Origin of the sequence: Nitriliruptor alkaliphilus DSM 45188 (assembly GCF_000969705.1) — a bacterium.
GTDB lineage: Bacteria > Actinomycetota > Nitriliruptoria > Nitriliruptorales > Nitriliruptoraceae > Nitriliruptor > Nitriliruptor alkaliphilus.
Genome location: NZ_KQ033901.1, coordinates 4,886,695 through 4,910,656, shown reverse-complemented (window position 1 = coordinate 4,910,656; position 23,962 = coordinate 4,886,695). Strand labels below are relative to the sequence as shown.

At 71.6% G+C, this 23,962-nt stretch carries 24 protein-coding genes; 7 read left to right on the top strand and 17 right to left on the bottom strand.

Annotated elements, in window-relative coordinates; all coding sequences use genetic code 11:
- Positions 1–11: 11 nt before the first annotated feature.
- From NITAL_RS22790 to NITAL_RS22775, 4 genes are all read right to left on the bottom strand, one after another.
- A complete protein-coding gene (locus NITAL_RS22790; protein WP_052668590.1) occupies positions 12–404 on the bottom strand; it encodes a nitrile hydratase accessory protein in 393 nt (130 codons plus the stop codon).
- A 1-nt stretch (position 405) separates the two neighbouring features.
- Positions 406–1,041: a nitrile hydratase subunit alpha gene (gene nthA / locus NITAL_RS22785; RefSeq protein WP_052668589.1), complete on the bottom strand. Its 636-nt coding sequence runs from the start codon at positions 1,039–1,041 to the stop codon at positions 406–408.
- A 70-nt stretch (positions 1,042–1,111) separates the two neighbouring features.
- Positions 1,112–1,795 (bottom strand): nitrile hydratase subunit beta, encoded by a 684-nt coding sequence (gene nthB, locus NITAL_RS22780; RefSeq protein ID WP_052668588.1) that lies wholly within the window; start codon positions 1,793–1,795, stop codon positions 1,112–1,114.
- Positions 1,796–1,838: 43 nt separating this feature from the next.
- Entirely contained in the window at positions 1,839–3,365 is a 1,527-nt protein-coding gene (locus NITAL_RS22775) for an amidase (protein WP_052668587.1), read from the bottom strand.
- A 505-nt stretch (positions 3,366–3,870) separates the two neighbouring features.
- Here NITAL_RS22775 and NITAL_RS22770 point away from each other — a divergent pair.
- Positions 3,871–4,128 carry a WhiB family transcriptional regulator gene (locus tag NITAL_RS22770; RefSeq protein ID WP_052668586.1) on the top strand — a complete coding sequence of 86 codons (258 nt, stop codon included), beginning with the start codon at positions 3,871–3,873 and terminating at the stop codon, positions 4,126–4,128.
- Between the two features lie 82 nt (positions 4,129–4,210).
- Here NITAL_RS22770 and NITAL_RS22765 read toward each other — a convergent pair whose 3' ends face one another.
- The 8 genes from NITAL_RS22765 to NITAL_RS22730 all read right to left on the bottom strand — a co-directional run bounded on the left by NITAL_RS22765 (position 4,211) and on the right by NITAL_RS22730 (position 14,954).
- Positions 4,211–4,978 (bottom strand): hypothetical protein, encoded by a 768-nt coding sequence (locus tag NITAL_RS22765; RefSeq protein ID WP_052668585.1) that lies wholly within the window; start codon positions 4,976–4,978, stop codon positions 4,211–4,213.
- A 14-nt stretch (positions 4,979–4,992) separates the two neighbouring features.
- Positions 4,993–7,098 (bottom strand): alpha/beta hydrolase, encoded by a 2,106-nt coding sequence (locus NITAL_RS22760; RefSeq protein ID WP_052668584.1) that lies wholly within the window; start codon positions 7,096–7,098, stop codon positions 4,993–4,995.
- Positions 7,098–7,694 (bottom strand): TetR/AcrR family transcriptional regulator, encoded by a 597-nt coding sequence (locus tag NITAL_RS22755; protein WP_052668583.1) that lies wholly within the window; start codon positions 7,692–7,694, stop codon positions 7,098–7,100. The genes NITAL_RS22760 and NITAL_RS22755 overlap by 1 nt, the downstream gene beginning before the upstream one ends.
- Entirely contained in the window at positions 7,691–8,923 is a 1,233-nt protein-coding gene (locus NITAL_RS28700) for an MFS transporter (protein WP_052668582.1), read from the bottom strand. The genes NITAL_RS22755 and NITAL_RS28700 overlap by 4 nt, the downstream gene beginning before the upstream one ends.
- Positions 8,920–9,630, bottom strand: a complete 711-nt coding sequence (locus NITAL_RS22745) for a class I SAM-dependent methyltransferase (protein WP_211262616.1) — start codon at positions 9,628–9,630, stop codon at positions 8,920–8,922. The genes NITAL_RS28700 and NITAL_RS22745 overlap by 4 nt, the downstream gene beginning before the upstream one ends.
- 247 nt (positions 9,631–9,877) lie before the next feature.
- Entirely contained in the window at positions 9,878–12,838 is a 2,961-nt protein-coding gene (locus tag NITAL_RS22740; protein ID WP_157042046.1) for an AfsR/SARP family transcriptional regulator, read from the bottom strand.
- On the bottom strand, positions 12,835–13,722 hold the full coding sequence (locus tag NITAL_RS22735; RefSeq protein ID WP_157042045.1) for a hypothetical protein: 888 nt from the start codon (positions 13,720–13,722) through the stop codon (positions 12,835–12,837). The genes NITAL_RS22740 and NITAL_RS22735 overlap by 4 nt, the downstream gene beginning before the upstream one ends.
- A gap of 86 nt (positions 13,723–13,808) precedes the next feature.
- Positions 13,809–14,954: a class I SAM-dependent methyltransferase gene (locus tag NITAL_RS22730; protein WP_052668579.1), complete on the bottom strand. Its 1,146-nt coding sequence runs from the start codon at positions 14,952–14,954 to the stop codon at positions 13,809–13,811.
- A 226-nt stretch (positions 14,955–15,180) separates the two neighbouring features.
- Here NITAL_RS22730 and NITAL_RS22725 point away from each other — a divergent pair, with 226 nt between their 5' ends.
- Positions 15,181–16,725 carry a benzoate-CoA ligase family protein gene (locus NITAL_RS22725; RefSeq protein ID WP_052668578.1) on the top strand — a complete coding sequence of 515 codons (1,545 nt, stop codon included), beginning with the start codon at positions 15,181–15,183 and terminating at the stop codon, positions 16,723–16,725.
- Between the two features lie 195 nt (positions 16,726–16,920).
- Here NITAL_RS22725 and NITAL_RS22720 read toward each other — a convergent pair whose 3' ends face one another.
- Complete coding sequence (locus tag NITAL_RS22720) at positions 16,921–17,241, bottom strand: DMT family transporter (RefSeq protein WP_052668577.1); 321 nt, start codon at positions 17,239–17,241, stop codon at positions 16,921–16,923.
- Positions 17,238–17,978, bottom strand: coding sequence for an SDR family NAD(P)-dependent oxidoreductase (locus NITAL_RS22715; protein WP_052668576.1), 741 nt, complete (start codon positions 17,976–17,978; stop codon positions 17,238–17,240). The genes NITAL_RS22720 and NITAL_RS22715 overlap by 4 nt, the downstream gene beginning before the upstream one ends.
- Positions 17,979–18,058: 80 nt before the next feature.
- On the opposite strand from NITAL_RS22715, the gene NITAL_RS22710 reads away from it, so the two are divergent.
- A complete protein-coding gene (locus tag NITAL_RS22710; RefSeq protein WP_052668575.1) occupies positions 18,059–18,667 on the top strand; it encodes a TetR/AcrR family transcriptional regulator in 609 nt (202 codons plus the stop codon).
- Positions 18,668–18,758: 91 nt separating this feature from the next.
- On the opposite strand, the gene NITAL_RS22705 is transcribed toward NITAL_RS22710, so the two are convergent.
- Entirely contained in the window at positions 18,759–19,859 is a 1,101-nt protein-coding gene (locus NITAL_RS22705; protein ID WP_052668574.1) for a hypothetical protein, read from the bottom strand.
- A 108-nt stretch (positions 19,860–19,967) separates the two neighbouring features.
- A complete protein-coding gene (locus NITAL_RS22700) occupies positions 19,968–20,777 on the bottom strand; it encodes an arylamine N-acetyltransferase family protein (RefSeq protein ID WP_052668573.1) in 810 nt (269 codons plus the stop codon).
- A 220-nt stretch (positions 20,778–20,997) separates the two neighbouring features.
- Here NITAL_RS22700 and NITAL_RS22695 point away from each other — a divergent pair, with 220 nt between their 5' ends.
- Positions 20,998–21,372 (top strand): cupin domain-containing protein, encoded by a 375-nt coding sequence (locus NITAL_RS22695; RefSeq protein WP_052668572.1) that lies wholly within the window; start codon positions 20,998–21,000, stop codon positions 21,370–21,372.
- A gap of 148 nt (positions 21,373–21,520) precedes the next feature.
- On the opposite strand, the gene NITAL_RS22690 is transcribed toward NITAL_RS22695, so the two are convergent.
- Positions 21,521–22,201 carry a pyridoxamine 5'-phosphate oxidase family protein gene (locus tag NITAL_RS22690; protein WP_211262615.1) on the bottom strand — a complete coding sequence of 227 codons (681 nt, stop codon included), beginning with the start codon at positions 22,199–22,201 and terminating at the stop codon, positions 21,521–21,523.
- A gap of 154 nt (positions 22,202–22,355) precedes the next feature.
- On the opposite strand from NITAL_RS22690, the gene NITAL_RS27595 reads away from it, so the two are divergent.
- The 3 genes from NITAL_RS27595 to NITAL_RS22675 all read left to right on the top strand — a co-directional run bounded on the left by NITAL_RS27595 (position 22,356) and on the right by NITAL_RS22675 (position 23,951).
- Positions 22,356–22,781, top strand: a complete 426-nt coding sequence (locus tag NITAL_RS27595; protein WP_052668571.1) for a DUF5946 family protein — start codon at positions 22,356–22,358, stop codon at positions 22,779–22,781.
- Positions 22,782–23,002: 221 nt separating this feature from the next.
- Complete coding sequence (locus NITAL_RS28275) at positions 23,003–23,476, top strand: cupin domain-containing protein (protein WP_052668570.1); 474 nt, start codon at positions 23,003–23,005, stop codon at positions 23,474–23,476.
- A gap of 121 nt (positions 23,477–23,597) precedes the next feature.
- Positions 23,598–23,951, top strand: coding sequence for a YciI family protein (locus tag NITAL_RS22675; RefSeq protein ID WP_052668569.1), 354 nt, complete (start codon positions 23,598–23,600; stop codon positions 23,949–23,951).
- The last annotated feature ends 11 nt before the right edge of the window (positions 23,952–23,962 follow it).

Sequence of the window (23,962 nt, the reverse complement as noted above, 5' to 3'; positions counted from 1 at the left end):
AGGCCCTGCCCTCAGCGCGCGGGGTCGATGGCCACTGGGTCGTGGCGCGCCTCGTGGTGGTCTCTGTTGACGGGCGTACAGAGCACGGTGTGCATGCGGGCGTCGAGCTCATCGGCGGTCAGGGCGCCGGTCTCGGCCAGCACGTTCTCGAGGGCCTGCAGCCAGTGGTCGTAGTACTGCCACGGCACTGGCGATCCACCCTGCTCCCACGCCTTGATGGAGCTGATGAGCGAGCGCTGGAACTCGCTCCAGTCGTACTGGCCGTTGTCGTGTGCCGCGACAGCCAGGGCGAAGGCTCGAAGCTCCCATGGCTTGTCGAAGGACTTGTCGCGCTCGGGCAGCTGCTCGAGGAGGTCCTGCACGTGCCGCAGGGCATCCCCGACGGGGGTCGTGGCTGTCGGCATGTCAGACCGCCTCGGGGGTACGGGCGACGCCGACACCGATCATGGAGTCGCGGGTGACCAGCTCGGCCAATTCGTCCTCCGTCATGCTCTCGGTACCTTCCGGGCGCTTGGGCAGGACCCAGTACCGAAGCTCGGCGCTGGTATCCCAGACGCGGATCTCAACCGAGTCGGGCAGGTCGAGGCCGAAGTCGTCGCGCAGCATCGCCCGCGGTTCGCGCACGGCCTTGGCCCGGTAGGCGGGGTACTTGTACCAGTTGGGCGGCAGGCCGAGCGTTGGCCAGGGGTAGCAGGAGCAGAGCGTGCACACGATGAGGTTGTGCACGTCGTCGGTGTTCTCGATGACGACCATGTCCTCGCCCTGCAGGCCGCCGATGTCCAGCTCCTCGCAGGCCTCGGTGGCGTTGGCGAGCAGCCGATCGTGGAAGTCGGGGTCAGACCAGGCGCGGGCCACGACCCTTGCGCCGAGCTGTGGTCCGACCTCGTTCTCGTAGATCTCGGCGAGGCGGTCGACGGCGTCCGTCGTCATGATGCCCTTCTCGATCATGATCGACTCGAGCGCCTTCACGCGCGCCGCGACCTGCTCCTCCGTGCGGGGCAGGCTGAAGTTGACGGGGGGTGGGCTCTGGGTCTGGCTCATCGGTTCTTCTCCCTGATGTGTGATCGCTGGCCGTTGTGGCTGAGTGCGCGACACGGCACGACGCTGGCCGTCAGACCAGCTCGAGGTAGGGCTCCCACGCGTCGAAGGTCACGGTTCCGTTGGAGTCACCCGTCCGTTCGCCCCACAGGTGCGAGGCCTCGAACAGGATCGTGTAGACGTGCTCGGGGTCCTCCGGCCCGCCGTTGCCTGCGCTGTCCGGGTAGATGAACGCCCCGTGGGCCTGGACGATCACGCCTTCGCGCCCCTGCACGTAGCGGGCGCGGCGCGTGTGGCCGTGGGGCACCTCGTCGCGCTTGACGCGGACTCGGTCACCGACCTCGAACCTCGGCGCCTTGTCGCTCTCGCGACGTGCGGAGCCACCACCCCGCGAGATCGTCTCCACCAGTGGCACCAGATCAGGGTCCTGGCGGTCCGGCAACGGCGCGTCGGGGTTCTCGAGGTAGTGACGAGTGCGCGCCTCCAGCTCCTCGGCGTCGACGACGCCCTGATCCACCACCGCATGCTCGATGGAGTGCAGCCAGTGCTCGTAGTACCGGGACGACAGGTAGTCCGCCGGATGGATCTTCTCGATCCCGAAGCGGAACGAGTCGACGTTGAAATGTCCCTTGGCGAAGTTGGTGGGGAACATCGTGAAGACGGCCTTCTCCCACTCGCTGTGCCAGACCGGCTCGTTCTCCTCGGTGATCACCGGGCCGAGGCCGTCGGTGCCGCCAAGATCATGGACGCCGTTCATGGTGCTTCCTTCCCTGGTGGTTCGGTGGCTTGGCTCGATCTGGTCAGACGGATGTGGGCATGGGGAATCCACCGTCGAGCTGTTCGACGGCGTGAGCGACCCGCAGGCAGGTGGCGTCGTCGAACCGCTTGCCCACGATCATCGCTGCCGCCGGCAGACCATCCACCGGCCCCGCCGGGACCGACGTCGCCGGATGACCCGTGACATCGAACGGCGCGGTGTTCGCCAGCATCTCGAGCCCACGCGCGACCCTTTCCGCCACGGGCGCGTTCGGGGCCGGAAGCTCGGTGGCGGTGATCGGCAGGGTCGGCAGCATCAGCACGTCGTAGCGATCGAGCGCCTCGTCGTACGCTTTCCGAGCCTCCAGGGCGAGGTTGCGGGCCATCGCGTAGTGCTGGCCGTAGGAGACATCGAGCGCGTGCCGTCCTCCGAGAGCGGTGGCCTTGAGGGTCTCGGAGAGTTCAGCGCCATGAGCCCGGCGCCCCTTCGCGAAGTGAGCGATCAACTCCGGGTCGTACTCGCCCGGGTAGTTCAGGCCGTAGGCGTTGCCCTCGATCATCTGCCACGTAGCACCTTCGGTCGCGATCACCGCCCAGAGCGCCATGGCGTCCGTGTGCCACGGGACGGAGACCTCCTCCACCTTGGCCCCGACCGAACGCAGCCTCTCGATGGTCGCGCGTACGGCATCGTCGACGCCGGACTGCGAGACGCCTGGGATCCCGAACCCCTCCTGCAGGACACCGATCCGCAGCCCATCGACGCCTTGGTCCAGGCTCCCGACGTAGTCGTCGGGGTTCAGGCGGTCGGGCTGGCGGGCGTCGAGACCGTCCGGTCCCGCCATCACCTGCAGCATCACCGCAGCGTCGCGGACCGTCCTCGTGATCGGGCCGAGGTGGTCGATCGTCAGCTCGATCGGGAACGCACCGGTGTACGGCACCAGTCCGTGTGTGGGCTTGTGCCCCACCACGCCGCAGTAGGCGCTGGGGATGCGGATCGATCCGCCCTGGTCGCCTCCGACCGCCAGATCCGCCCCCCCGGACGACACCAGCGCAGCACTACCTGACGACGATCCACCGGCACTGCGGTTGGTGTCCCACGGGTTGCGGACCGGACCGAGCGCCGTGGTGTGACTCCCCCCGGAGAAGCACAGGTCCTCACACGTGGACTTCCCCGCGATGGTCGCGCCCGCCGCCAGCAGCCGGCTCACGACCGTCGCATCCCGCACCGGGATGAAGCCCTCAACGGTCCGCGAGCCGTTCATCATGGGAACGCCGGCCACCATGACGTTGTCCTTGACCGCCACGGTGCGTCCCGACAGCGGACCCTCGTCGCCCGTGGCGATCTCGCACCGCACGTACCAGGCCCCGAGCGGGTTGTCCTCCGGCGTCCAGTGCTTGCGGTCCGGCGCGGTCGGCGCCTGTTTCGCGTACAGCTGCTCGACCGCATCCCAGGCATCGAAGCTGGCCTCGACCAGCGGTGCGTACTCGGCGATCGCGTCAGCATCGAGGCCAAAGCCGTACCGCGAAGCGATCGCGGTGAGCTGCTCAGTGGTCGGCCGATCGATTGGCATTGCATCCTCCCAAGCTGGTCCGAAGCCGCGTGCGCGACATCCCACGCGGATCCAACCAGGATCACCTCGTCATGTCAATAGTTCGTGACATATTGACATTCCAGGTCGGCGGCCGTGGAACGTTCGTCGAGCCGACGCTAAGGGCCGGGGGCGTGGAGTTCTTGACCCCCCGCGACACCCTTTTGGCGTCCAGCGACAACCTTCGACGATGATCTCCGCCCGACGCCTCGCCGCCCACGACCCACCATCACGAGCTCCGCTGCCACCGGACAGCTGGGACGACGTCGAGACCGCCATGGGTCGGCGCAGCGGCGCCCGCGGCTCCTCATGCATGCGCGCGCAGCACCTGTGGAAACGCGCGGGGCGAAGGACGCCTAGCGAGCGTTAAGTAGCATCCGCCCCACCTCTCGGAGCGCAGCCAGGCGCAACGCCGCCAGCGTCGATGCCGTACTGACCGACGCCACCATCATCGAACGGCTGTAACACCCCGACCACCGGAGCGACGATGACCTGGCACGACGCCGCCGCTTGCCTCGACGAGGATCCGGAGCTGTTCTTCCCCGGTGGCGACTCCCCGCGGTATGCGCCCCAGGTCGCTGCCGCGCTCGAGGTCTGTGCCGCCTGCGCGGTGACCGTCGACTGCTTGCGCTACGCCCTCGACCACGGCCAGAACGAAGGCATCTGGGGCGGGATGACCGCCGTCGACCGCGCCGTGCTCCGGCGCCGGTCCGCCCGGGCGCAGCCCGCGACGGCCTCCGGCTGAGCTCGCGGCGGTGGCTCCTGGCGTACGTCGGTCGCACCCGGCTGACATGGCGGAGCCACGTCGCGAGCCGCGCCCAGGCCCGTCACCCTCGTTCGGCGGGGTGGATCCAGATCGACGAGGCGACCGCTATGAGGTCCCCGTTCGCTGCGTGGATGGCGGACCCGGCGAAGGTCTTGCGACCCTCCGAGGCGATGGACCAGCCAGTCACCACCACCTCGGTACCAGCGTGCAACGGGAGCGACTGCCGGGCCCGGATGGTGCCGAGCAGCGCCGGTGCACCGCCCGCGGCGCCGTACCAGGAGGGGCAGTCCAGCGCCGCCCAGACGATCGGGGCCGGCACGGTCCCGTCCCCGTCCGCCAGATCGTCAGGCGGGATCCACCGTGTCGCGACGAGGTCGCGTCCTCGCACCCGACCGGGCTGGAGGTCCAGGCCACCGACCAACCCCGGCCCGCAGACGAAACAGCCCGGTGCCGGGTGGGCGTGAGCTGCGACGACCTCCTCGGTGCCGACGGTGTCGCTGAGGGACACCGGATCCGGCTCGGGCAGCGGCCCCGTCCACACCTGTGCGGTGGCCAGGACCTCCCCGTTCACACAGAGACGATCCTGGTCGACGTCCGGTGCGAACTCGAGCGGGGTCTCGAGCGGGACGGGCCGAGCCAGCTTGACCTCGACGGCCGCTCGCCCGACCGCCCTGGACCGCGCCACCGTGCCGGCGATCACCCCCCCGTTGGCGTAGCCGGGTACCGCCCCGGCGAACCGCCCATCGAACACGACGGAGCGTGCGGCCTCGAGCGTCGTCGGGCGCTGCTCCGCCGGGGCGCGGTGCTGGCGGTCATCTGCGCTGGGCATGGTCGTTCCTGTGGTCACGGGAGGAGCTCGGCCAGGGCTGAGGCCGCACGTGCCGCGCCGTCCCGCCCGACCCGCAGCGGACCTCTCGGGCGGCCCACCTCCTCGGCGATGGCGGCGGCGATCACCTCGGGTGTGGCCGTGTCGTACTCCATGAAACGACCGGCCCCGTACCGGTCGAGACGGTGCCGAACGTGGATGCGCTGCTCGAAGTGGTTCTTCAGCGGGAAGTACAGGAAGGGTCGGCCCGTCACGGCCAGTTCCATCGTCGTGGTCAGGCCCCCCTGCACGACCGCGAGGTCGCACACCGCGAGGTGGCGGTACAGATCGGGCAGGTAGGCGTGCAGCTCCACGCCAGGTGCGCCGCCGAGCACCGCGGGGTCGATGCGGGGGCCGGCGACCACGATCATCCGCAGGCCCGGCACCGCCCTCGACGCGGCCGGGAACGCAGCAATGGTGCGCCGCAGCAGGTCCGCACCGACACCGGAGCCTCCGACCGAGACGATGCAGATCACCTCGTCCGGGCCGTACCCGAGCTCGGCGCGGATCGCGGCCGTGTCGGCGACCGCAGCGGGATCGAAGCCCGGCACGTAGCCGGTGAAGCTGAACCGCTCACGGGTCCAGTCGCGGATGTCGGGCAGGCCCGGACCGAAGGACCGTGCGACCACGTCCTCGAGCTCGCCGACGAACAAGGAGCGGTCCCGGATCCGGTCGAAACGACCGACCAACCCCAGCATCTCGGCGTTGTAGTCGGCGGTCAACCAGGCCTCGCGGTCGCCGCCCTCCGGCATCGGCAGGTAGCCGACGAAGTCGGTGATCCACGCGAGCGGCGCGCGCTTCAGCTCGGGGTTGTGGTGCCAGAACAGGTCCACATCCCAGGCCTCGTCGGCGACCACGAGGTCGTAGGCGGTCTCCTCGACGACCTCCTGGAAGACGTGGAAGTTGGCGACCATCACCTCGTCCATCCGGCGGAACGCCTCGAAGACGTGGAGGTCGTGCTCGCCGGCCTCGTCGGTCAGGTGCGCGGATTCGCTGGCGAGCCACCGGCTGGCGGGGTGCACGCACCCTCCGGCGTCGGCGACCACCTGGGTGACCGGTGACTGCGTCAGCCAGTCGATCTGCAGCCCGTCGTGGCGCGCAGCGAGCTCCTCGGCGATCGCCAGGTCACGACGGACGTGCCCGAGCCCGATCGGCGAGGACAGGTACAGCACGCGTGGTCGACGATCGAGGCCGCGGGTCCACCGCCGCGGCACGTCCTCGGTGCGGCCGGTGACGCGACCCGCGAACTGGTGGATGAGACGGTTGATGTGCACCGGTTCGCGCGCGGGCAGGCCGTGACCCTCACCCTCGATGGTGATCAGCGTGCCTCCGCTGAGCTCCGCCGTCCTCGCGCCCCACTCGAACGGGTTGATGCGGTCCCCTTCGGCGTGCACGACGACCACCGGGCACGAGATCGCCGACACGAGTTCGACCGGATCCCAGCCGTCGGCGAGGCGACCGCCCATGGTCAGGGCCATCGTGTCGGGGTCGGTCTCGAGGGCCCAGCGGACCCCGTCCTCGCGCTGGCGGCTCGAGTAGGGCTCCGGGAACGCCTGCCCGAAGAAGAACGCAGCGAAGTCGTCCCAGTGCTCGCGCCAGTGGTGGAGGTTGAACGTGTCCCACCCCTGGCCGCTGAGGTCGCGGCTGAGGAAACGTTCGGCGTTGATGTGCGGATGCGGTGAGAACGGGATGCCGGGGGCGACCAGGAAGGTGCCGAGGACGCGTTCGGGGTGGAGACTGGCGGTGTAGGCGGCCCACTTGCCGCCTCGCGACCATCCGACCAGGACGGCCTGCTCGGTGTCGGTCGCGTCGAGGACGGCGACCGTGTCGGCGACGAACTGCTCGTCGGCGTAGGCGTCCGCCGTGGTGGGCCGGTCCGAGCGACCGTTGCCCCGGCCGTCGAAGGTCACGACGCGCCAGTGGCGCGCCAGGTAGGCGATCTGCGCCTTCCACGCCCGCGAGTGCACGATCGACCACGTCGGCAGCAGCACGATCGTCGGTGCGTCCTTCTCGTAGACCTCGTAGGCGACCCGCACGCCGTCGCGCGTGATCGACCCCTCCGTCTCGGCGATCCGGGGACGCATCAGGGCCCCTCCTCCGCACGGCGGATCGCGTCACCCACGGCGCGCAGGGCGGCGCGGACCTCCCCGTCCTCCACGAGCCCGAGCAGCTCGACCTCCTCGGCACCGAGGAACGTGCAGCCGACGAGCAGCGCGACCTGGCGTGGGCTCATCCCGGGGAGGCCGACCGTCGCCGCAGCCTCCTCGGCCACCGAGGTGAGCAACGCCAGCCAGCCCTGCAGCTGCTCGCGCACCCGCTCGGCGACGCCCGGGTCGGCGTACCCGGCCGCGATCAGTTCCTGGAGCACACGGACGTACCCCGACGCGAGGTCCTCGGCGAGGAAGTCGCACGCCTGCTCCCACCGTCGCCACAGCGGCTCGTCCTGGCCGTACATCGTGCGTTGCCGTTGGAGCAGCTGGCGGTCGAGGTGGTCGAGCACCTCCAGGAAGAGGCCGTCCTTGCCCCCGAAGTGGTAGTGGATCTGGCTCACGGGGACACCCGCGGCGTCGGCGACAGCCCGGGTCGACACCTGGGCGTAGCCGGTGGTGAGCAGGCAGCCGACCGCAGCGTCGAGCAGTTCGCTGCGGACGGTCTCTGAACTCGCGCGGCGGGTCGTCACCGGGCGCCTCCTCGATCGCGTACGTCGGCCGTTCGACCGACCGACGGTAGCGGCCGGAGGATGACGGCCGACAGCGTCAGGGCTCCGGCGAGGAACCACGCGGCGTGCCGGAGCGTCCCGGCACGGCTGAGCCATCCGACCACGACGGGACCGGTGGCACCGCCGATCGCCGGGGACGTGTACAGGACCCCGAGGACGGAGGCGAGGTGCTGCGGACGCGCCTCGGCGACCACCAACGGCGCCAGGGCCGACCACAGTCCGCTGGCGAGCCCGAACACCGCGACGTACACCAGGAGCCACGCGTGGCGGTCGGGGGCCAGGAGCCAGCCACCCGCGCTGACCGCGAGCGCGACCTGGCTCGCCCGGTAGGCACCGAACGCTCGGACCACCGGGATCGTCGAGACGAACAGACGACTGGCGACACCGACCGCCCCCGTCAGGCCCAGCAGGAAGCCAGCGTGCGCCGGGTCGTGCCCGAGCTCACGCGCGTAGGGCACGAGGTAGGACAGCACCCCGATGACGCCGGCCGAGCCGAGCACGCCCGCCAGGTAGAAGCGGACCAGCGCCGGGTCGCCGGTGAGCGTGCGGAGCCGCGGACCGACCGCCCCCGGCACATCGGTCGGTGGTGTCTGCAGCGCCACCGCCGCCAGCAGGAGCAGCCCGGTGCCGACGACACCGACCGACGTCCAGGTCGCCGCGAGCCCACGGGCTTCGACGCTGGCGGCCAGCCACGGCGCGATGAGCAGGGCACCGATGCCGTTGCCGGCGCTGACCAGCGCGACGGCTGCGGCACGCCGGCGGCGGTGCCACCCGGCTGCGGCCGCCAGCAGCGGCGCCAGGGTGCAGGCGCCCGCGATCCCGGTCCCCACGGCGTAGGCCAGGACCCCGGTGCGCAGATCGGCGCTGCGCGCGGCGGCCAGGCTCCCCGCCGCGTACGTCGCCGCGCCGAGCAGCACGACACGGCGGACCCCGGAGCGGTCCGACAACCGTCCGACGAAGGGTCCCAGACCGAACTGGCACAGCGCGCTCACCGCCACGAGGAGGGCGCCCGCGCCGACCCCCACGAGGGTGATCGGTGCGAGGGCTGCCACCAGCACACCGTGGCTCGTGACCGTCCCGAGACCGACCGCCGCCGCCAGGGTCGCGGCGACGACGAACGCCCACGCACGAGGGCCGTCGGTCGCCCCTCGCTCCGTGACCTCGGGCGGAACCATCGTGGTGGCGGTCATCGGGTCGCGATCCCCCAGATCGTGGTGTTCACCGGCACGAAGAAGGACCGGCGGAAGCGCTGACCGGTGATCTCGACCGAGGCGAAGCCCGCGGCACGCACGGCGCTCGCGGTGTCGCGGTCGAGGGTGCAGCCCTCGAACAGCCAAGCCCACGGTCGACGGATCACGCGCTGGAGCAGCCGCCGCGGGCTCCACCTCGGGGCCGCCACGTGCTCGACGAAACGGAACCGCCCCCCTGGCCGCAGGATCCGCCGCACCTCGGCGAGCACGGCCTCCACGTCGCGGACCGTGCACAGCACCAGCGAGCAGATGACCTCGTCGTAGGCCGCATCCTCGAGCGGGAGCTCCTCGGCTCCCTGGGCGAGCAGGACCAGTTCGACGCCGACCTCTGCGGCACGCTCCCGCAGTCGATCGTGCATCGCCAGGCTCGGCTCGATCGCGATCAGCTGCGTCCCCGGACGCAGGTGGTCGAGGTTGGCGCCGACACCGGCACCGAGTTCGACGACGACATCGCTGTCGAGCTCGCCGAACGCGGCCTGCTTGTGGCGACGGGCGATGTAGTTGATGTACCGGTCGAACGCGTCGAAGAACCACGCGTTGAAGCGGCTGACGGCGCCGTGGTCGAACGGCTCCGACGTTGCGGACGCACAGGCCCGATGCCGGTGGTCGTGCGGGGATCTGGGGTCGGTTCCTTGCAGGGCACTCACGGGTACTCCGAGGTTCATCGAGGTTGACGATGCGTCGAGGGATCGATGCGTCAGGGGTCGAGTTCGGTCGAACGACCGACCGAACTATCCCCTGCTGGAGATCGGATGTCAAGACGGCCGACCCGGTCGGGGATCTCACGGAGGCTCGCGGAGGTCGCTGACCGCTGAGGTGCAGCTCACCGACCACGCCTGCACGCCGCCGGCAGCCGGCCCGCACGTGCGCTGGCCGTGCCGGTGACCGAGCCGATCAGCGTCCGGCGGCCCGATCGATGCACGCCAGGCCGAACGCGATGGCTCCCGCGACGCTGGTGATCGACGAGCTCGCCACCTCGGCAGCATCCCGGTCGGTGCGCGCCAGCCGCTGGCGAACGGCATCGAGCGCCATGCGGAGACGGTCGGCCTCGGAGCCGTAGCTGTCGTGCGATGCGAGACGTTCCAGCGCTGCGTGCAGCGTCAGGGCATCGGCGTCTGCGCCGGTCCGTGCGAGCAGGACCACGAGGTTGCGCAGCGTGGTCAGCGCCATGCCGTCGGCCCCGGAGTGACGCCAGATGTGCAGCGCTGCCCGGTAGCGATCCAGTGCCTCGTCGGGATCGCCGTGACGTCCTCGGAGGGCGACGCCAGCCGTCCGTGCGATGGCCTCGAAGAAGCGGGCCCCCACCGCCGATGCCGACGAGACGGCGGTCTCGAACGCTTCGAGGGCTCGGTCCGGCTCCTGCTCCGACAGAGCTTCACCGAGGGCGTACGCCGCCAGCGAGGTGGCGGTGGGCACGCCCACGCCGAGCTCGCCGGCCTCGAGCGCCAGCTTCACTCCTGCGCGGCTGTCGCCGGAGAACGTGGTGACGATCGACAACCCCGCCAGCATGTAGGCGGTGATCCCGTCGTGTCCCGTGCGGCGCGCGAACCCGACACCGCGCTCGTAGACCTCGACCGCTCGATCGAGCTCGCCCAGCAACATGTGCAGGTCACCCGTGGCTTCGGCGAACGTGACCCCCACCCAGGGGTCGGTGGCATCGTCGACGAGGCGATCGGCGTACCACGCGGCGCGATGGAGCGCCTCGTCGAACCGCTCGTTCCACGTCGCTGCCGGGACGCTCGCGGCGATGGCCCGCGCGCGCTGCAGCGGATCGACATCGGCCGCCCGCGCGTCCAGGAGGTGGTCGCCCCACGCGAGGATGTCGCCCCGCGCCTGGGCGTAGGCGAAGCGGTGGAGTCCGCCGGTCATCCGCGCCACCGTGCCGAGGTCACCATCGGCGACCGCCCGGGCGTGGACCGCCCGCAGATCGGGCAACGCCGCCTCGATCTCCGCGATCGTCGCGGCTTCGTCGGGACCGGTCATCTCCGCGTCGGCACGATCGATCAGCCCCAGGATCACGGCGCGGTGTCGCGACAGCGTCGTGTCGGCATCCGCCGACCGTTCCAGTTGCGCCGCGGCGAACAGCCGGATCGGCGCCAGGAGCCGGTACCGCCCGCTGCTGACGCGCGTGATCAGGGAAGCCTCGACCAGCCGGGCCACCGCGTCGACGACGTCGGCCGGCGACAGGTCCGGTGCCGCACAGATCTGTTCGGCGTCGGCGAGCCGGAAGGTCGAGGCGAAGACCGAGGCCCTTCGCAGCACGCGTTCGTCGGGATCGGTGAGGAGGTCGTAGGACCACCCGATGACGTTGGACAGCGTCCGGTGGCGTTCCCCGTGACGGCGGGACGAGCCAGCGAGGACATCGAGGTGCTGGCGTAACCGGTCGAGCAGGTCGTCGACCCGGAGGGTCGCCGCCCTGGCGGCAGCGAGCTCGATACCCAGCGGCAACCCGTCGACTGCCGCCACGACCCGCGCCGCCTCGGCGGCGGTGACCGGTGCCCGACCCGTCGCCGCGAGCCGGACCCGGAAGAGCTGCACGGCGGGGTCGCGGTCGGACGCGGTGGCGGGGTCGGGCACCGGGAGCGGATCGACGAGCACGACCTGCTCGCCCGCCACGTCGAGGCGCTCGCGGCTCGTGGCCACCAGCCGTGAGGGCCCGTCCAGTGCGAGGGCACCCTCGACGATCGTGGCGACCACGTCGAGCAGGTGCTCGCAGTTGTCGAGGACGACGGTCCCGGGCGCGCGTGCGAGCGCGAGCACCGCCGACCCGACGCTGGCTCGATCCGGAACGGCGAGGCCGAGGGCATCGATGATCAGCGGCGGCACGTCCGCGGGCTCGGTCACGGTCGCCAGGTCCACCCAGGCGACCGGGCCGTCGGATCCCGTGATCCCTTCCAGCGCCGCCACGGTGGCCAGACGCGTCTTGCCGACCCCGCCCGGCCCGACCAGCGTGACCAGCCGCGCGCGGGCGAACGCACCTGCGATGGTCCTCAGATCGTCCTCGCGACCGAGGGTCTGCGTCCCGGCGTGCGGCGGCGGTGTCGGAGTCGACGTCGACGTCACACGACCCGAGCGCCGCCCGCCGTCCCCGGAGGACCGATGGCTCGTGGTGGCGAGCACCGCCCCCTGCGCTTCCGTGCGCTCCCCCCGTAGGAGCTGCTGCTCGAGGTCGGTGATCGCGACGCCCGGATCCAGCCCGAGCTCGTCGCTGAGCCGGGCTCGGTAGGAGCGCAGCAGGTCGAGCGCTTCGGTCGTCCGGTCGACCGAGCCCAGCGCTCTCGCCGTGGCCAGCGCGACGTCCTCCCGTAGCCGCAGCAACGTGTCGATCGCCGCCGCGTGGTCGCCCGCCCTCGCCTGAGCATCGGCCAACATGCCTCGCGCGTCGACGCGCAGGTTCTCGAGCCGCAGGGCCTCGTCCCGCGCGAGGTCGGCGACGAACTCGGCGTGCGCGGCGCCCCGCCAGACGCCGAGCGCCTCGCTGAGGACGGCGGCCGCGTCGGCCGGCGCGTCGGGGATGCGGGCGCGTGCGGTCGTGACGGCCCGCTCGAACTCGACCGCATCGACCGTCACCGCCGACGTGTCGAGGGCGTACCCCGGTGGTCGCGTGAGGATCGCGCTGCCGCCGAGTGACGCCCGGAGACGAGCGACGTGAGACTGCAGGGAGTTGCGCGCCGCCGGCGGTGGCTCCTGACCCCAGAGCCGATCGATCAGCTGCTCGCTCGAGAGGGTCGCACCCGCTGCGATCGTCAGTGCGGTCAGCAAGCGACGCTGGAGCGGCGAGCTGATGGCGCGCCGCTGCTCCCCCTGGCGGACCTCCAGCGGCCCCAGGACCAGGATGTGCGGCGCGAGGGTCATGGCGGTGAGTATGGCTGCTCGGGCGTGGCCCGTGACGCGGTCGGCGCCGCCAGGTGCGCCCGCGACACCGCTCCCCCGCGCGCACGGAGCCAGACCGTCCACCTGGCCAGCGGCAGGAAGCCGATCCCCTCGGCGAGCGGGCGGCTGTGATCGGAGAACAGCGCCATCGCCGGGAGCGACCCGAAGGTGGCCAGCCGGCGCCGCATCAGCACGTGCCAGGCGCCACGGCCCCGTTGCGCCGGGAGCGTGACCCCGAGCGTGGGGACGTGGAGGCCGTGGACCACGTACGAGGTACCGATCGCGATCGGGTGCCCCTCGACGTACGCGACCCACGCGTGCAGGTGCGGATCGGCCAGGATGCGCTCGTCGACGAAGGTGCCGCGCCTCGCCGGTCGCAGTTCCTCGAGCGGGTAGCCCTCGATCGCCACCCGTTCCCAGTCGGCCAGCGACCGGGCACCGTCGACCTCGCGGACCTCGAGCCACGGAGGGGGTGGCAGGTCCGGCTCACCCGTCGGTCGCACCAGGAGCGGCGGGTGACCGCTCAGGCGCCACCCCCGATCGGCGAGGTCGGGCGTCGGCCACGGGCTGAACAGCATCACCTCCCCCGCACCGCGGTCCAGCTCGGAGCCGAGCTCGTCGACCACCGGTTCCCAGCCGACGTGCGGGAGGGGCTCGAGCAGCATCGCCCCGTTGTAGAGGCCCGCCGGCGCCCCGCAGTCCCAGAGCACGTACGGCTGGCGGCGCACCACCCTGCCGCCCATCAGCGCGACGGGGGTGGTGAACGAGCTCGCGTAGGCGTACACGAACCGGCGCACCAGCCCGTCCGACAGCGGCCGGTGCGCCTCCCACCCGGTCGCCAGGTGTCCGGGTGGGTCGTCGCCCACCAGGGGGCCGATCGGCGCGGCCGCGCGGGCTCGCGGTCCGGTCCTGTGGAGCTCACCCTCGGCTGGTGGATGTATCCGGGCCACCGTCACAGCCGGTAGAAGCGCCAGAAGGGGTCCTCGATGGCGAGGATCTCCACCTTCGGGAAGCCCGCGTCACGCGCCCACGCGGTCACGTGCTCCGCGCGGATCACCGTCCCGTGCGCGACCAGGTGATCCTCGGCACGTGTGGCCGGTAGGCAGTGCAGGACGCTGCAGCCGTACTGGAAGCGCTCCAGCGGATCGCCATCGGCGGCGTAGGCGTCGCGGGTGAGCTGATCAGCCACCAGGACGGCCCCGCCCTCGCGCAGGTGGCGGCGCGCTGAGGTCAGGGCTCCCACGGGGTCGCCCATGTCGTGGAGCGCCTCGAGGACGGTGACGAGGTCGAAGCGCCCCTCACCGGCGACGCTGAGCTCCGCGGCGTCCGCGACGGCGAACGTCACCCGGTCGGCGAGCCCCGCCTGGGCCGCGGCGGCGCGTGCTTCCTCGACCGACGCGGCGTCGAGGTCGATGCCGTGGATCACCGCGTTCGGGTACGCGCGCGCCAGCGCGAGGGTCGAGCGTCCGACACCGCACCCGAGGTCGAGGACCGCCGGCCGACGACCGGACCGCAAGCGCTGGTCGATGTCGGGCATCGTCGCGATCCACGCGGCCAGGTCGCGGTCGAAGGTGGCCCCGTTGAGCAGCCCGAGCCCGTGACGGACCTCGGCGCCGTAGGCGTGGAAGGGCACCCCTCCCCCGGCACGGAAACTCTCCTCGACGGCCGGAACGGCCACGCCGATGCCGACCGCCAGGTGCGCGAGCGGACCGAGGTAGGCGGGTGTCCCCACATCGAGCAGCACCGCCGCGGTCGCCGCCGGGACCTCGTAGCGGCGGTCCTCCGGAGCAGCGCCGTCGTTCGCGCACGTCAGGATCTCGGCCACGGCCTGCTGCTCGAGCCACTCGCGGAGGTAGCGCTCGTCGAGACCGACGCTGGCCGCCAACGCCTCCGACGTCGCGGGGCCGAGTTCCTGCAGGGCCTGGTAGATCCCGAGACGGAGGCCGAGGTGCACGGTGGCGAGCTCCATCGAAGCGAGGGCGCCACCGAAGATGCGCTCCCCGAGCGCCTCGACGGCGGCCTGCAACTCCGCGGCATCCCGGTCCGCGGTGGCGGTCAGGTCCGCTTCCAGGAGTGAGGGGGTGGTCTGCACGGTCATCGGTGGGCTCCTCGAGTTCGGTTCGGGAGCCACACCCTCCCCGTCGCCGCGTGCAGCTGGCGTGCACGGCGCGTGCTGGGGGGTCCGAGGGATCGACCCGACCCGTTGACCTTCAACTGACTGACCGGTTAGTCTAGTCGCCCGGTGCTGCATCACCGACGCGGTCGACGAGCCCTCAGCGACGCTGAGCGCGGCGAGGCCGACGGAGCGACGGGAGAGGGAGACGATGGCGGTCGACCTGCGTGCGAACGTGAGCCTGCTGCTCGAGCACAACCTCGAGGCGGGACGCGGTGACAAGGTGGCGCTGATCACCGACGACGACCACGAGCGCACCTATCGGCAGCTGCATGCTGACGCCTGTCGCGTCGGGACGCACCTCCGCGACCTCGGCGTACGGCGCGAGGAGCGGGTACTGCTCATGCTCGACGACACGCCGGCGTTCCACGCCGCGTTCCTCGGCGCCATCCGCATCGGCGCGGTACCGGTGCCGCTCAACATCCTCGCCCGTTCGCAGGACTACGCGTACTACCTCGACGACAGCTACGCCGGCGTCGCGATCGTCGACGGCGCGTTCCTCGAGAAGGTCCAGCCGCACATCGCCGTCCGACCGCACGTGACGCTGGTCGTCGCGAACGGTGCTGCGCCCGACGGTGCCCACCACCTCGACGCCTGGCTGGAGGAGGGTCCGGACGAGCTCGACCCGGTCGTGACCCACCCGGCCGACCCAGCGTTCTGGCTCTACAGTTCGGGGTCCACCGGCAGGCCGAAGGGCGTGGTGCACCTGCAGCAGGACGTGCTGTTCACGTGCGAGAACTACGCGGGGACGGTGCTCCACCTCCGCGAGCACGACATCACCTTCTCGACCACCAAGCTGTTCCACGCGTACGGGCTCGGCAACGGCCTGACCTTCCCGATGTGGGCGGGCGCGACCGCCGTGCAGCTGGCCGGCCGACCCGCTCCCGACCGGGCGCTCGATCGCATCGAGCAGCACCGACCGCAGGTGCTGTTCTCCGTGCCGACGCTCTACAACGCGATGCTCAACCAGCCCGATGTGCAGAGCCGCGACCTGTCGTCGCTCCGCACCGGTGCGTCGGCTGCGGAGGCACTGCCGCCCGAGGTGTGGCGACGGTGGAAGGAGGTCACCGGGACCGAGATCCTCGACGGTGTCGGCTCCACGGAGCTGCTGCACATCTACTGCTCGAACCGCACCGGTGAGTGCCGCCCCGGCACCTCGGGCACCCCCGTTCCCGGCTACGAGCTCGAGATCCGCGACCCGGAATCCGACGAGGTCATCCGAGGCACCGAGGCCGGCGAGCTGTGGGCCAGCGGCGGCAGCGCGCTCGCCTACTACCACCACCAGCGTGAGAAGACGCAACACCAGGTGGTGGGCCGCTGGTTCCGGACCGGTGACCGCTACCGGCGTGACGAGGCGGGGGCCTACGTCTACGAGGGCCGCGTCGACGACATGATGAAGGTCGGCGGGTTGTGGGTGAGCCCGATCGAGATCGAGAACCGTCTGATGGAGCACGCGGCGGTGCTCGAGTGTGCCGTGGTGGCCGCCGAGGTCGATGCGCTGACCAAGATCCGCGCGTTCGTGATCCTGCGGGACGGACACGAGGCCGACGGGGGCCTGACCCACGAGCTCCAGGACTGGTGCAAAGACGCGCTGCAGCGCTACCAGTTCCCCCACCTCGTCGACTACGTCGAGGACCTGCCCCGCACCGCCACCGGCAAGATCCAGCGCTTCAAGCTCCGCGCGCCCGTAGCGTGAGGAGCCGACGGGCGAACGAGCGACCGCGTGTGCGCGGAGGAGCTCCCGGACACCCGACTCGCTGACCGGGTCCGCGCCGTCCGCGACGGCGAACGGGTGGGTCGGCCACGCCAGACCTAGAGCTGCGAGCAGTCGCGCCGGTGGTGGGGGCTCGGCGGTCGGCCGTCGGCTCGTGGTGGCACGACGGTCCCTGGCTCAGGTCTCGGTCGCGTGGAGGCCGACGACACCGACGACGATGAGGCTGATCGCGGCCAGCCGTGCGAGCGTTGCCGGTTCGTCGAGGGCGACCATCCCGACGGTCGCGACCCCGACGGTGCCGATGGCGACCCAGACGGCGTAGGCCGTGCCGAGCGGGATCTCCCGCAGCGAGAAGGAGAGCAGGAGCAGGCTGGCGGTCGCGGTGACCATGCCGAAGGCGGCCCAGCCCGGCCGGGTCAGCCCGTCGGCGCGGTCCAGCGCGAGGGACCAGACGATCTCCAGCAGGCCAGCCAGGAAGAGCACACCCCAGGCGGTCATGCGGTCGCACCTCCGTCCACGGTGAGGGCGACACCGGTGACGTAGCCGCCGCCGGGCCCGCACAGGTGGGCGACCATCGCCGCGATCTCGTCGGGACGCCCGTACCGGCCGAGCGCGGTCAGGGCGCGCTCGCCGTCCGCGTGGGGACCGTCAGCCGGGTTCATCTCCGTGTCGATCGAGCCAGGGTGCACGACGGTCGCGCAGATGCCGCGGGGACCGAGGTCTCGCGCGAGGCCCTTGGTGAACCCGACCAGCGCAGCCTTGGTCAACGAGTACAAGCTCAGACCGGCGTCGGGCACACGCTCCGCCAGGCTGCTACCGATCGTCACGATCCGGCCACCGTCGGGCATGTGGACCAGGGCCGCTCGCACCCCGGCGAAGACGCCCCGGACGTGGATCTCGGTGGCCTCCTGGTAGTCCTCGAGGGTCAACTCCTCGATGGTGGCCACCGGGAAGACCCCCGCGTTGTTGACGAGCAGATCGATGCACCCGAAGCGGGCCGCAGCGGCCTCCATCGCCGCCTCGACCGCGGCTGGATCACGCACGTCGGCCTGGACCGCCAGGCCTCGGCGGCCGAGCCGCTCGACCTCGTCGACCACCGCCGTCGCCCGGTCGGCAGCATCGCGGTAGGTCAGCACCACGTCGGCGCCATCGGCAGCCAACCGCCGAACGACGGCCGCGCCGATCCCCCGGCTCCCACCCGTCACGACGGCGACGCGTCCCTCCAGATCGCTCACACACCCTCCACTCCACGACGTTTTATGTAACGACCGCTACATTATTGCTAGCGTCGCACTCCCGTCAACACGGAGCCCCGTTGGCCGCTCGAGGACGTCCCCGCACCTTCGATCGCGACGCCGCCCTCGCGATCGCGATGGAGCACTTCTGGGAACGCGGCTACGAAGGCACCTCGATCAGCGACCTCACGACGGCGATGGCCATCACTCCCACGAGCCTGTACGCCGCCTTCGGATCCAAGGAAGCGCTCTTCCGTGAGGCGGTCGCGCGCTACAACGCCGCCGACACCTCCCCCACCGACCGCGCCCTCGCCGCCGACACCCACGTCCGGGACGCCATCCGCGCCGTGCTCCGTGACAACGCCGACGCCTACGTCGACCCCGCCACACCCCGGGGGTGCATGGTCGTGCTGGCCGGGACGAACCTCACCACCGACAACGCCCGGATCGGCCGGCACCTGACCGAACTCCGCCACGCCGACGAGGACAAGCTCCGCCAGCGGATCCAGCGCGCCGCAGACGAGGGCCAACTGTCCCCAGCCGCCGACGTCGACGCCCTCGCGGCCTACGTGCTCACCGTCCTGCAAGGCCTGGCCGTCCAAGCACGCGACGGCTGCACCCGCGCCAAGGCCCACGCCATCGTCGACCACGCCATGGCCGGCTGGGACCGCATGGCCCACGACGCGTGAGTCTCGTCGCGGCACGCTCGTTCGGGGCGGTCCAGCTCCTGCACGGACGGCACCACGGGCCCTGCTCGTTGTCCTCGTCAGCCCCGCTGCCTCATCCGTCGCCGATCGGGTAGCTGCGGACCGTCCCGTCCGGGACGCCTTCGAGCTGAGCGGCCGCCAGCTCCTCGGGTGCTGGGAGGCGGTCCCGGTCGACCGCCAGCACCAGCCGGTAGGGGTTGAAGTCGTCGGTGCACATCTCCGCGGTCGCCTCGCGCTGCACCCGGATGGTGCCGCCGGCGCCGTCGATGTTGGTCAGCCACTCGGGGCAGCTGCCTGACTCGCCCGACGACCACACCACCACCGCCTGCCGATCGAAGTCGACCTCGTCGAGGGTGCCGTACAGGCCCGGCTCGGCGGGCAGGTCGTCGTCGCGCGGCTCGAGGTCGTCCGCGACGTTGTCGCGCCACGCGACCTCCGCCGTCTCTCGGTCGTAGGCCACCTCGAACACCGCGAACATCGTCTCGACCTCCTCGGTCAGGCCGTCGCGCCAGCCCTGCGCCTTCGCCAGCGTGTCGATCGCTTCGACAGGCGGTCCGGGTGCGGCCTCGATCTCGAAACAGATCGCCGTGGCGCCGTAGATCTCGGACAGCTCGGACAGCCGATCGGCATCGGGGTCGAAGACGCCGAGCGAGGTGCGGTTGGCCAGCACGTCCACACCGGTCGACCTGACCGCGCCGGGCTCGTGATCGGGCTGCCCCATCTGCTCCTCGGTGACCCGGTCCTGGATGTCGCGCAGCTCGGCGTAGGAGTGGTCCGCCTCGGCGACGGCCAGCCCCGGGTGGATGCGCTCGCGGACCTCGGCGGCGTAGCGGTCGACCTCGTCGGCGAACGCGACCGCGAACCCGCCCAGCTCCTGGTCGAGCCACACCCCGGCGAAGCTGTCCGGCGCCTCACGCTGCGCCCACTGCTCGATCTCCGGGCCGAGCGACAGCGCATCCGGCAGGGCGTCATCACCCTCCGACGCCGAACCGGGCACCGACCCGTCCTCGATGGGCTCGGCCGTCGTACCCGTCGGTTCGACCCCCTCCGGCAGCGCCGCCCGCAGCCGCTCCGCCTCGTGGCACTCCGGCGCGATCTCCCCAGCCTGCGATGGATCCCGGGGGCTCACCTCCGGCCCCGGCGTCCGCCCGCAGGCGGCCAGCACGATCGCCACACCGCCGAGCGCCGTCCCGATCCTGCGCGCCCGTGCCCCACGTGGGCACGATGGCTGGCCAGTCAGCCCGGATCCCCGCATCTGGTGTTCCCGTCCTCGACAGCAGCGTCACCGGTGGGACGTCGAACTGCTCTCCACAGTTCCGCCCGGCCAGGTCGGGATCCGCACACCGAACGTGTCGGCCAGGACCCGTCGTGGATCGTCGACGTCGACCTCCGTGCGCTGGTCACCGGACGTCGTGATCAGGCGTCGGTCGGACAACGTCACGTGCCCATCGGTGGTCACCAACGTGCAGACCGGCTTCCGCGTGAAGTGCGAGGACGGGTCGACCTGGTGGAAGCGGCAGCGATCGGCGAACGCCTCCAGCGGCTGAGCGTGCCGGTCGAACGACCAGCCGTCGGTCCAGTCGTCGCCCTCCTGGACCTGGGAGTCGAGCCGGCCGTCCCGTGCCACGACGCGGTGGCGGCTGCCGTCGGGGAGCTCGGCCACGGACCCGTCGAGCGGGACAGGGCCGCGCGGCGATGCGCCGGTCCCCACGTCCACGACCACCTGGTGCCCGTCGACGGTCACCAGGATCCGCGTGTGGTCGAACGCCGGACCGAGCGTGCCGTCCTCGAGCCGGTGGCGGGCGGCGACCAGGACGACCTCGTAGCCGAGCGTGCTCAGCAGCGAGGCGAACAGGCCGTTGAGCTCGAAGCAGAACCCGCCCCGGCGGTCGTCGATGATCTTGCGGACCAGATCCCCGGTGCCCAGCGACAGCGGCCGTCCGAGGTGGATGTCGAGGTTCTCGAACGGCACGGTCCGCACGTGGGCATCCTGGAGGCGGGCCAGCGACGCGAGCGTCAGGGCGTCGGGGCGGGGCTGGCCGATGCGGGCCAGGTACCGGTCGACGTCCCGTGGCGGCAGGGAGGCGATCACGACGGATCCTCGGGGCAGGCACGACCCGACGAGGTGTGCCGGGCAGCCACAAGCTACGTCTCGAAGGGCACGCGAGGTCAAGGGCCTCGCGTGTCGATGACGCCGAGGTCCCGGCTCCGGGCGGTGCCGGGCAGCGTGATCAGATGTCGGGACGTTTCACCCTACGACCATCGTGACAGATGGAGGACGGTGAGCACACCCCACGGATGAGGACCAGCTCGTGCCATCGACCCTGCACCTGCCGACCGCCGCGGCGGAGCTGCTCGCCTCGCTGGCGGACGAGACGTCCGGCCGAGCGGCGCGGACGCTGACCCCGGGCGCGCACGCGCCGCTGAAACAGACGCTGCTCGCGCTGCGAGCCGGCCACCGCCTCCAGGACCACCGCGCCCCCGGCCAGGCCACCCTCGAGGTACTCGTCGGCCGCGTGCGCCTGACCACCGACGCCGACGAGCTCGCGCTGAGCGCCGGCCACTGGGCACCGATCCCGGACGAGGTCCACGGGCTCGTCGCCGACGAGGACAGCGTCGCTCTCCTGACCGTCGCCGGCCGCACGACCGCCGGCACCGGGGCGGACACGGCGACCGCGGCGTCCTGACACCGCGGCGCCCCGACACCGCGGCGCCCCGACCGCGCGGCGCCCCGACCGCGCGGGCGTGATCGTCGCCAGCTAACGGCCGAAGAACGGCGAGACCCCAGCGCCCATCGGCGTGTGACGCCGAGGACCAGGACGGCATCGACCGTGCTCACGGCTCTCCGGCACGCACACGGGCGTGGTACTCGTCGGGCGTGATGGTGCCTCCCTCGTCGGCGGCCCGTCCACGGTCCGCAGCGGGGAGGACGTCCTGGAATGCGTCGATGCGTTTCCAGGCCGGGTAAGGCTGCGCGCCGAGGGTGTCGGGGACGAACCTCGACGAGCCCACCCGCCGGTGGGGGTGGATGTAGCGCCCGCAGTTCACGAAGACCGCGGTCACCTGCGCGCGCACGATCACGTTCGCGCCGGGGAACCGCTCCAACGCCGGATCGTCGTCGTGGACCGACGCGTCGGCCTGCACCCGCAGACGGTGTGGCGTCTCCAGGTCGAGGAACAGCATCCCGATGCGCGCGGTGGCCTGCACGTTGCCGAGGGAGAGGAACATCCCGTTGCCGTCGTAGTCGGGGAACACCACGGTGGACGGGTCGGGCACGTGGACGAACCCGGGCGCGCCTCCCTTGTAGGACACGGTGGGCTGCCCAGCCGCATCGACGGTGGCGAGGAAGAAGAAGTCACGCGAGGCGATGAACGCGGCGTGCTCCGGCGGCAGCTGGGGGGTGACGATCGCGCCCACCAGCCGGTCAGCGAGTGCCCGGTTGTCGGTCGCGTCCTGCAGCACGCGCTGTTCGGGGGTGTAGAAGCGGTCGGGGTCGAGCGGCACGTCGGCGGTCACGGTGGAGCTCCTCTCGGTCGACGACGGGTCCGGCCGTCCATGAAGAACTCCACGGTGACCGAACGGCCGGCTGACGGCAACGGGACGAACACCCAGACCGCAGCGCACGTGGTGGGAAGAACCACGTCGTCAGGACGTGGGGCAAGATGCCCGCATGGAGACCCCGACCGCCTGCGACCGCTGTGCAGCCGTCGACTGCGAAGCGAGGTTCCACGCCTGCCTCGCCGCGGACTTCTCCGATCCCGCCTATGGGGTCGTGCACCACCTGGTCGTACCCACCTACGGTCTGCAGCACGGCTGGTACACGGAGCAGGCCGCACCCCGGCTCGTCGAGTTCGTCCTCGATCACCTCGACCGCGAACCGACCGACCACGACCGCCGGGAGATCCGCCGCCTGACCGACGGCGCGACACGCGTCCGTGCACGTGGACCCGGCGCAGCCCCCGTGGCCTGGCAGCACAACGTCGCCGACGTGGACGTGGCCAGCGCCGAGGCGTACGTGGCGACGGTCCGCGCATGGGCCGCGTCGGTGGCCCGAACGTGCGACACCACCCCCGGGAGCGCCGAACACGGGCGGTGACGTGCACGCCCGCGCCGCCCCGCCGGTCCACCGTTGACAGCCGACGGGCGCCCCGGTGTACTCCGACCGTGTCGCGCACCGAATCGAACCCGCAGCGAGGGTCGGTCCGCGGTACCCGAGCCAGGAGGTCAACCCGTGGTCGCACGCACCGCACGCGCCTGACCCTCCGCGGCTCGCCGGGCGTCGTCCGTCGAGCCATCCTCCCGACGCTCGGACCTTCCATGTCATCACCACGCTCCGACCACGCACGCGACGCAGCCACCGACCAGCACGACCTCGAACCGCCCGGACCGGCCATGCCGGTCCGTGGCTACGTCCTCGGACCCGACGAGGGCGTCCCGGGCCGCGGCACCGACGTCAAGTGCTCAGCGCACAGCACGGGCGGCAGCCTCGCCCTCTACCGCACCGTCGTCGACGGACCGGGCCCACCGCCCCACCGCCACACCCACGAGGACGAGACCATCGTCGTGCTCGAGGGCACGATGCAGGTCGAGTGCGGGAACGACACGTGGACCGGTGGGCCCGGTGCCACGTTCTTCCTCCCGCGCGGACTGACCCACACGTTCCGGTCCGTGGAGGGCCCGGCGACGATCCTGTTCCTCGTCACCCCAGGACACCTCGACGAGTTCTTCCGGCTCAAGGACGAACTCTCGGACCCGACCGAGATCGCCGCACTCGCCCGCCGGTTCTTCTGACGGTCGGACCGTTCGACGGTGGTCGATGGCCCGGCCAATGTCGGCTCGACGGGGTGCCCGTTCGTAGGGAAGGTGAGGACCGGCGAACCGGTCGGTCCCTGAGCCCCACGGAGGTACCCAGATGCCCGACTACCTGCTGTCCGTCGTCTACCCACCCGACGCCGTCCCACCGACACCGTCCGAGCTCGAGGAGATCACCGCCCGGGTGGATGCGTTCCACGCGGAGGTCCAAGCCGCGGGAGCGTGGGTCTTCGGCGGCGGGCTGCACGACCCCTCGACCGCGACGGTGGTCCACCCCGGCGACGGTGAGACCTTGATCACCGATGGACCGTTCGCTGAGACCAAGGAGGTCGTCGGCGGCTTGTCGATCATCCGGGCTGCCGACCTCGACGAGGCACTGCGGTGGGCCGAGAAGGCGGCTCTCGCCACGACGGTGCCGATCGAGGTCCGACCGTTCGTGGACGACGCCGGGTGACCGACGGCGTC

Coding starts and splice junctions, on each gene's coding strand:
- NITAL_RS22790 (WP_052668590.1), bottom strand. CDS start 404: ATGCCGACAGCCACGACCCCCGTCGGGGATGCCCTGCGGCACGTGCAG.
- nthA (WP_052668589.1), bottom strand. CDS start 1,041: ATGAGCCAGACCCAGAGCCCACCCCCCGTCAACTTCAGCCTGCCCCGC.
- nthB (WP_052668588.1), bottom strand. CDS start 1,795: ATGAACGGCGTCCATGATCTTGGCGGCACCGACGGCCTCGGCCCGGTG.
- NITAL_RS22775 (WP_052668587.1), bottom strand. CDS start 3,365: ATGCCAATCGATCGGCCGACCACTGAGCAGCTCACCGCGATCGCTTCG.
- NITAL_RS22770 (WP_052668586.1), top strand. CDS start 3,871: ATGACCTGGCACGACGCCGCCGCTTGCCTCGACGAGGATCCGGAGCTG.
- NITAL_RS22765 (WP_052668585.1), bottom strand. CDS start 4,978: ATGCCCAGCGCAGATGACCGCCAGCACCGCGCCCCGGCGGAGCAGCGC.
- NITAL_RS22760 (WP_052668584.1), bottom strand. CDS start 7,098: ATGCGTCCCCGGATCGCCGAGACGGAGGGGTCGATCACGCGCGACGGC.
- NITAL_RS28700 (WP_052668582.1), bottom strand. CDS start 8,923: ATGACCGCCACCACGATGGTTCCGCCCGAGGTCACGGAGCGAGGGGCG.
- NITAL_RS22740 (WP_157042046.1), bottom strand. CDS start 12,838: ATGACCCTCGCGCCGCACATCCTGGTCCTGGGGCCGCTGGAGGTCCGC.
- NITAL_RS22730 (WP_052668579.1), bottom strand. CDS start 14,954: ATGACCGTGCAGACCACCCCCTCACTCCTGGAAGCGGACCTGACCGCC.
- NITAL_RS22725 (WP_052668578.1), top strand. CDS start 15,181: ATGGCGGTCGACCTGCGTGCGAACGTGAGCCTGCTGCTCGAGCACAAC.
- NITAL_RS22720 (WP_052668577.1), bottom strand. CDS start 17,241: ATGACCGCCTGGGGTGTGCTCTTCCTGGCTGGCCTGCTGGAGATCGTC.
- NITAL_RS27595 (WP_052668571.1), top strand. CDS start 22,356: ATGGAGACCCCGACCGCCTGCGACCGCTGTGCAGCCGTCGACTGCGAA.
- NITAL_RS28275 (WP_052668570.1), top strand. CDS start 23,003: ATGTCATCACCACGCTCCGACCACGCACGCGACGCAGCCACCGACCAG.
- NITAL_RS22675 (WP_052668569.1), top strand. CDS start 23,598: ATGCCCGACTACCTGCTGTCCGTCGTCTACCCACCCGACGCCGTCCCA.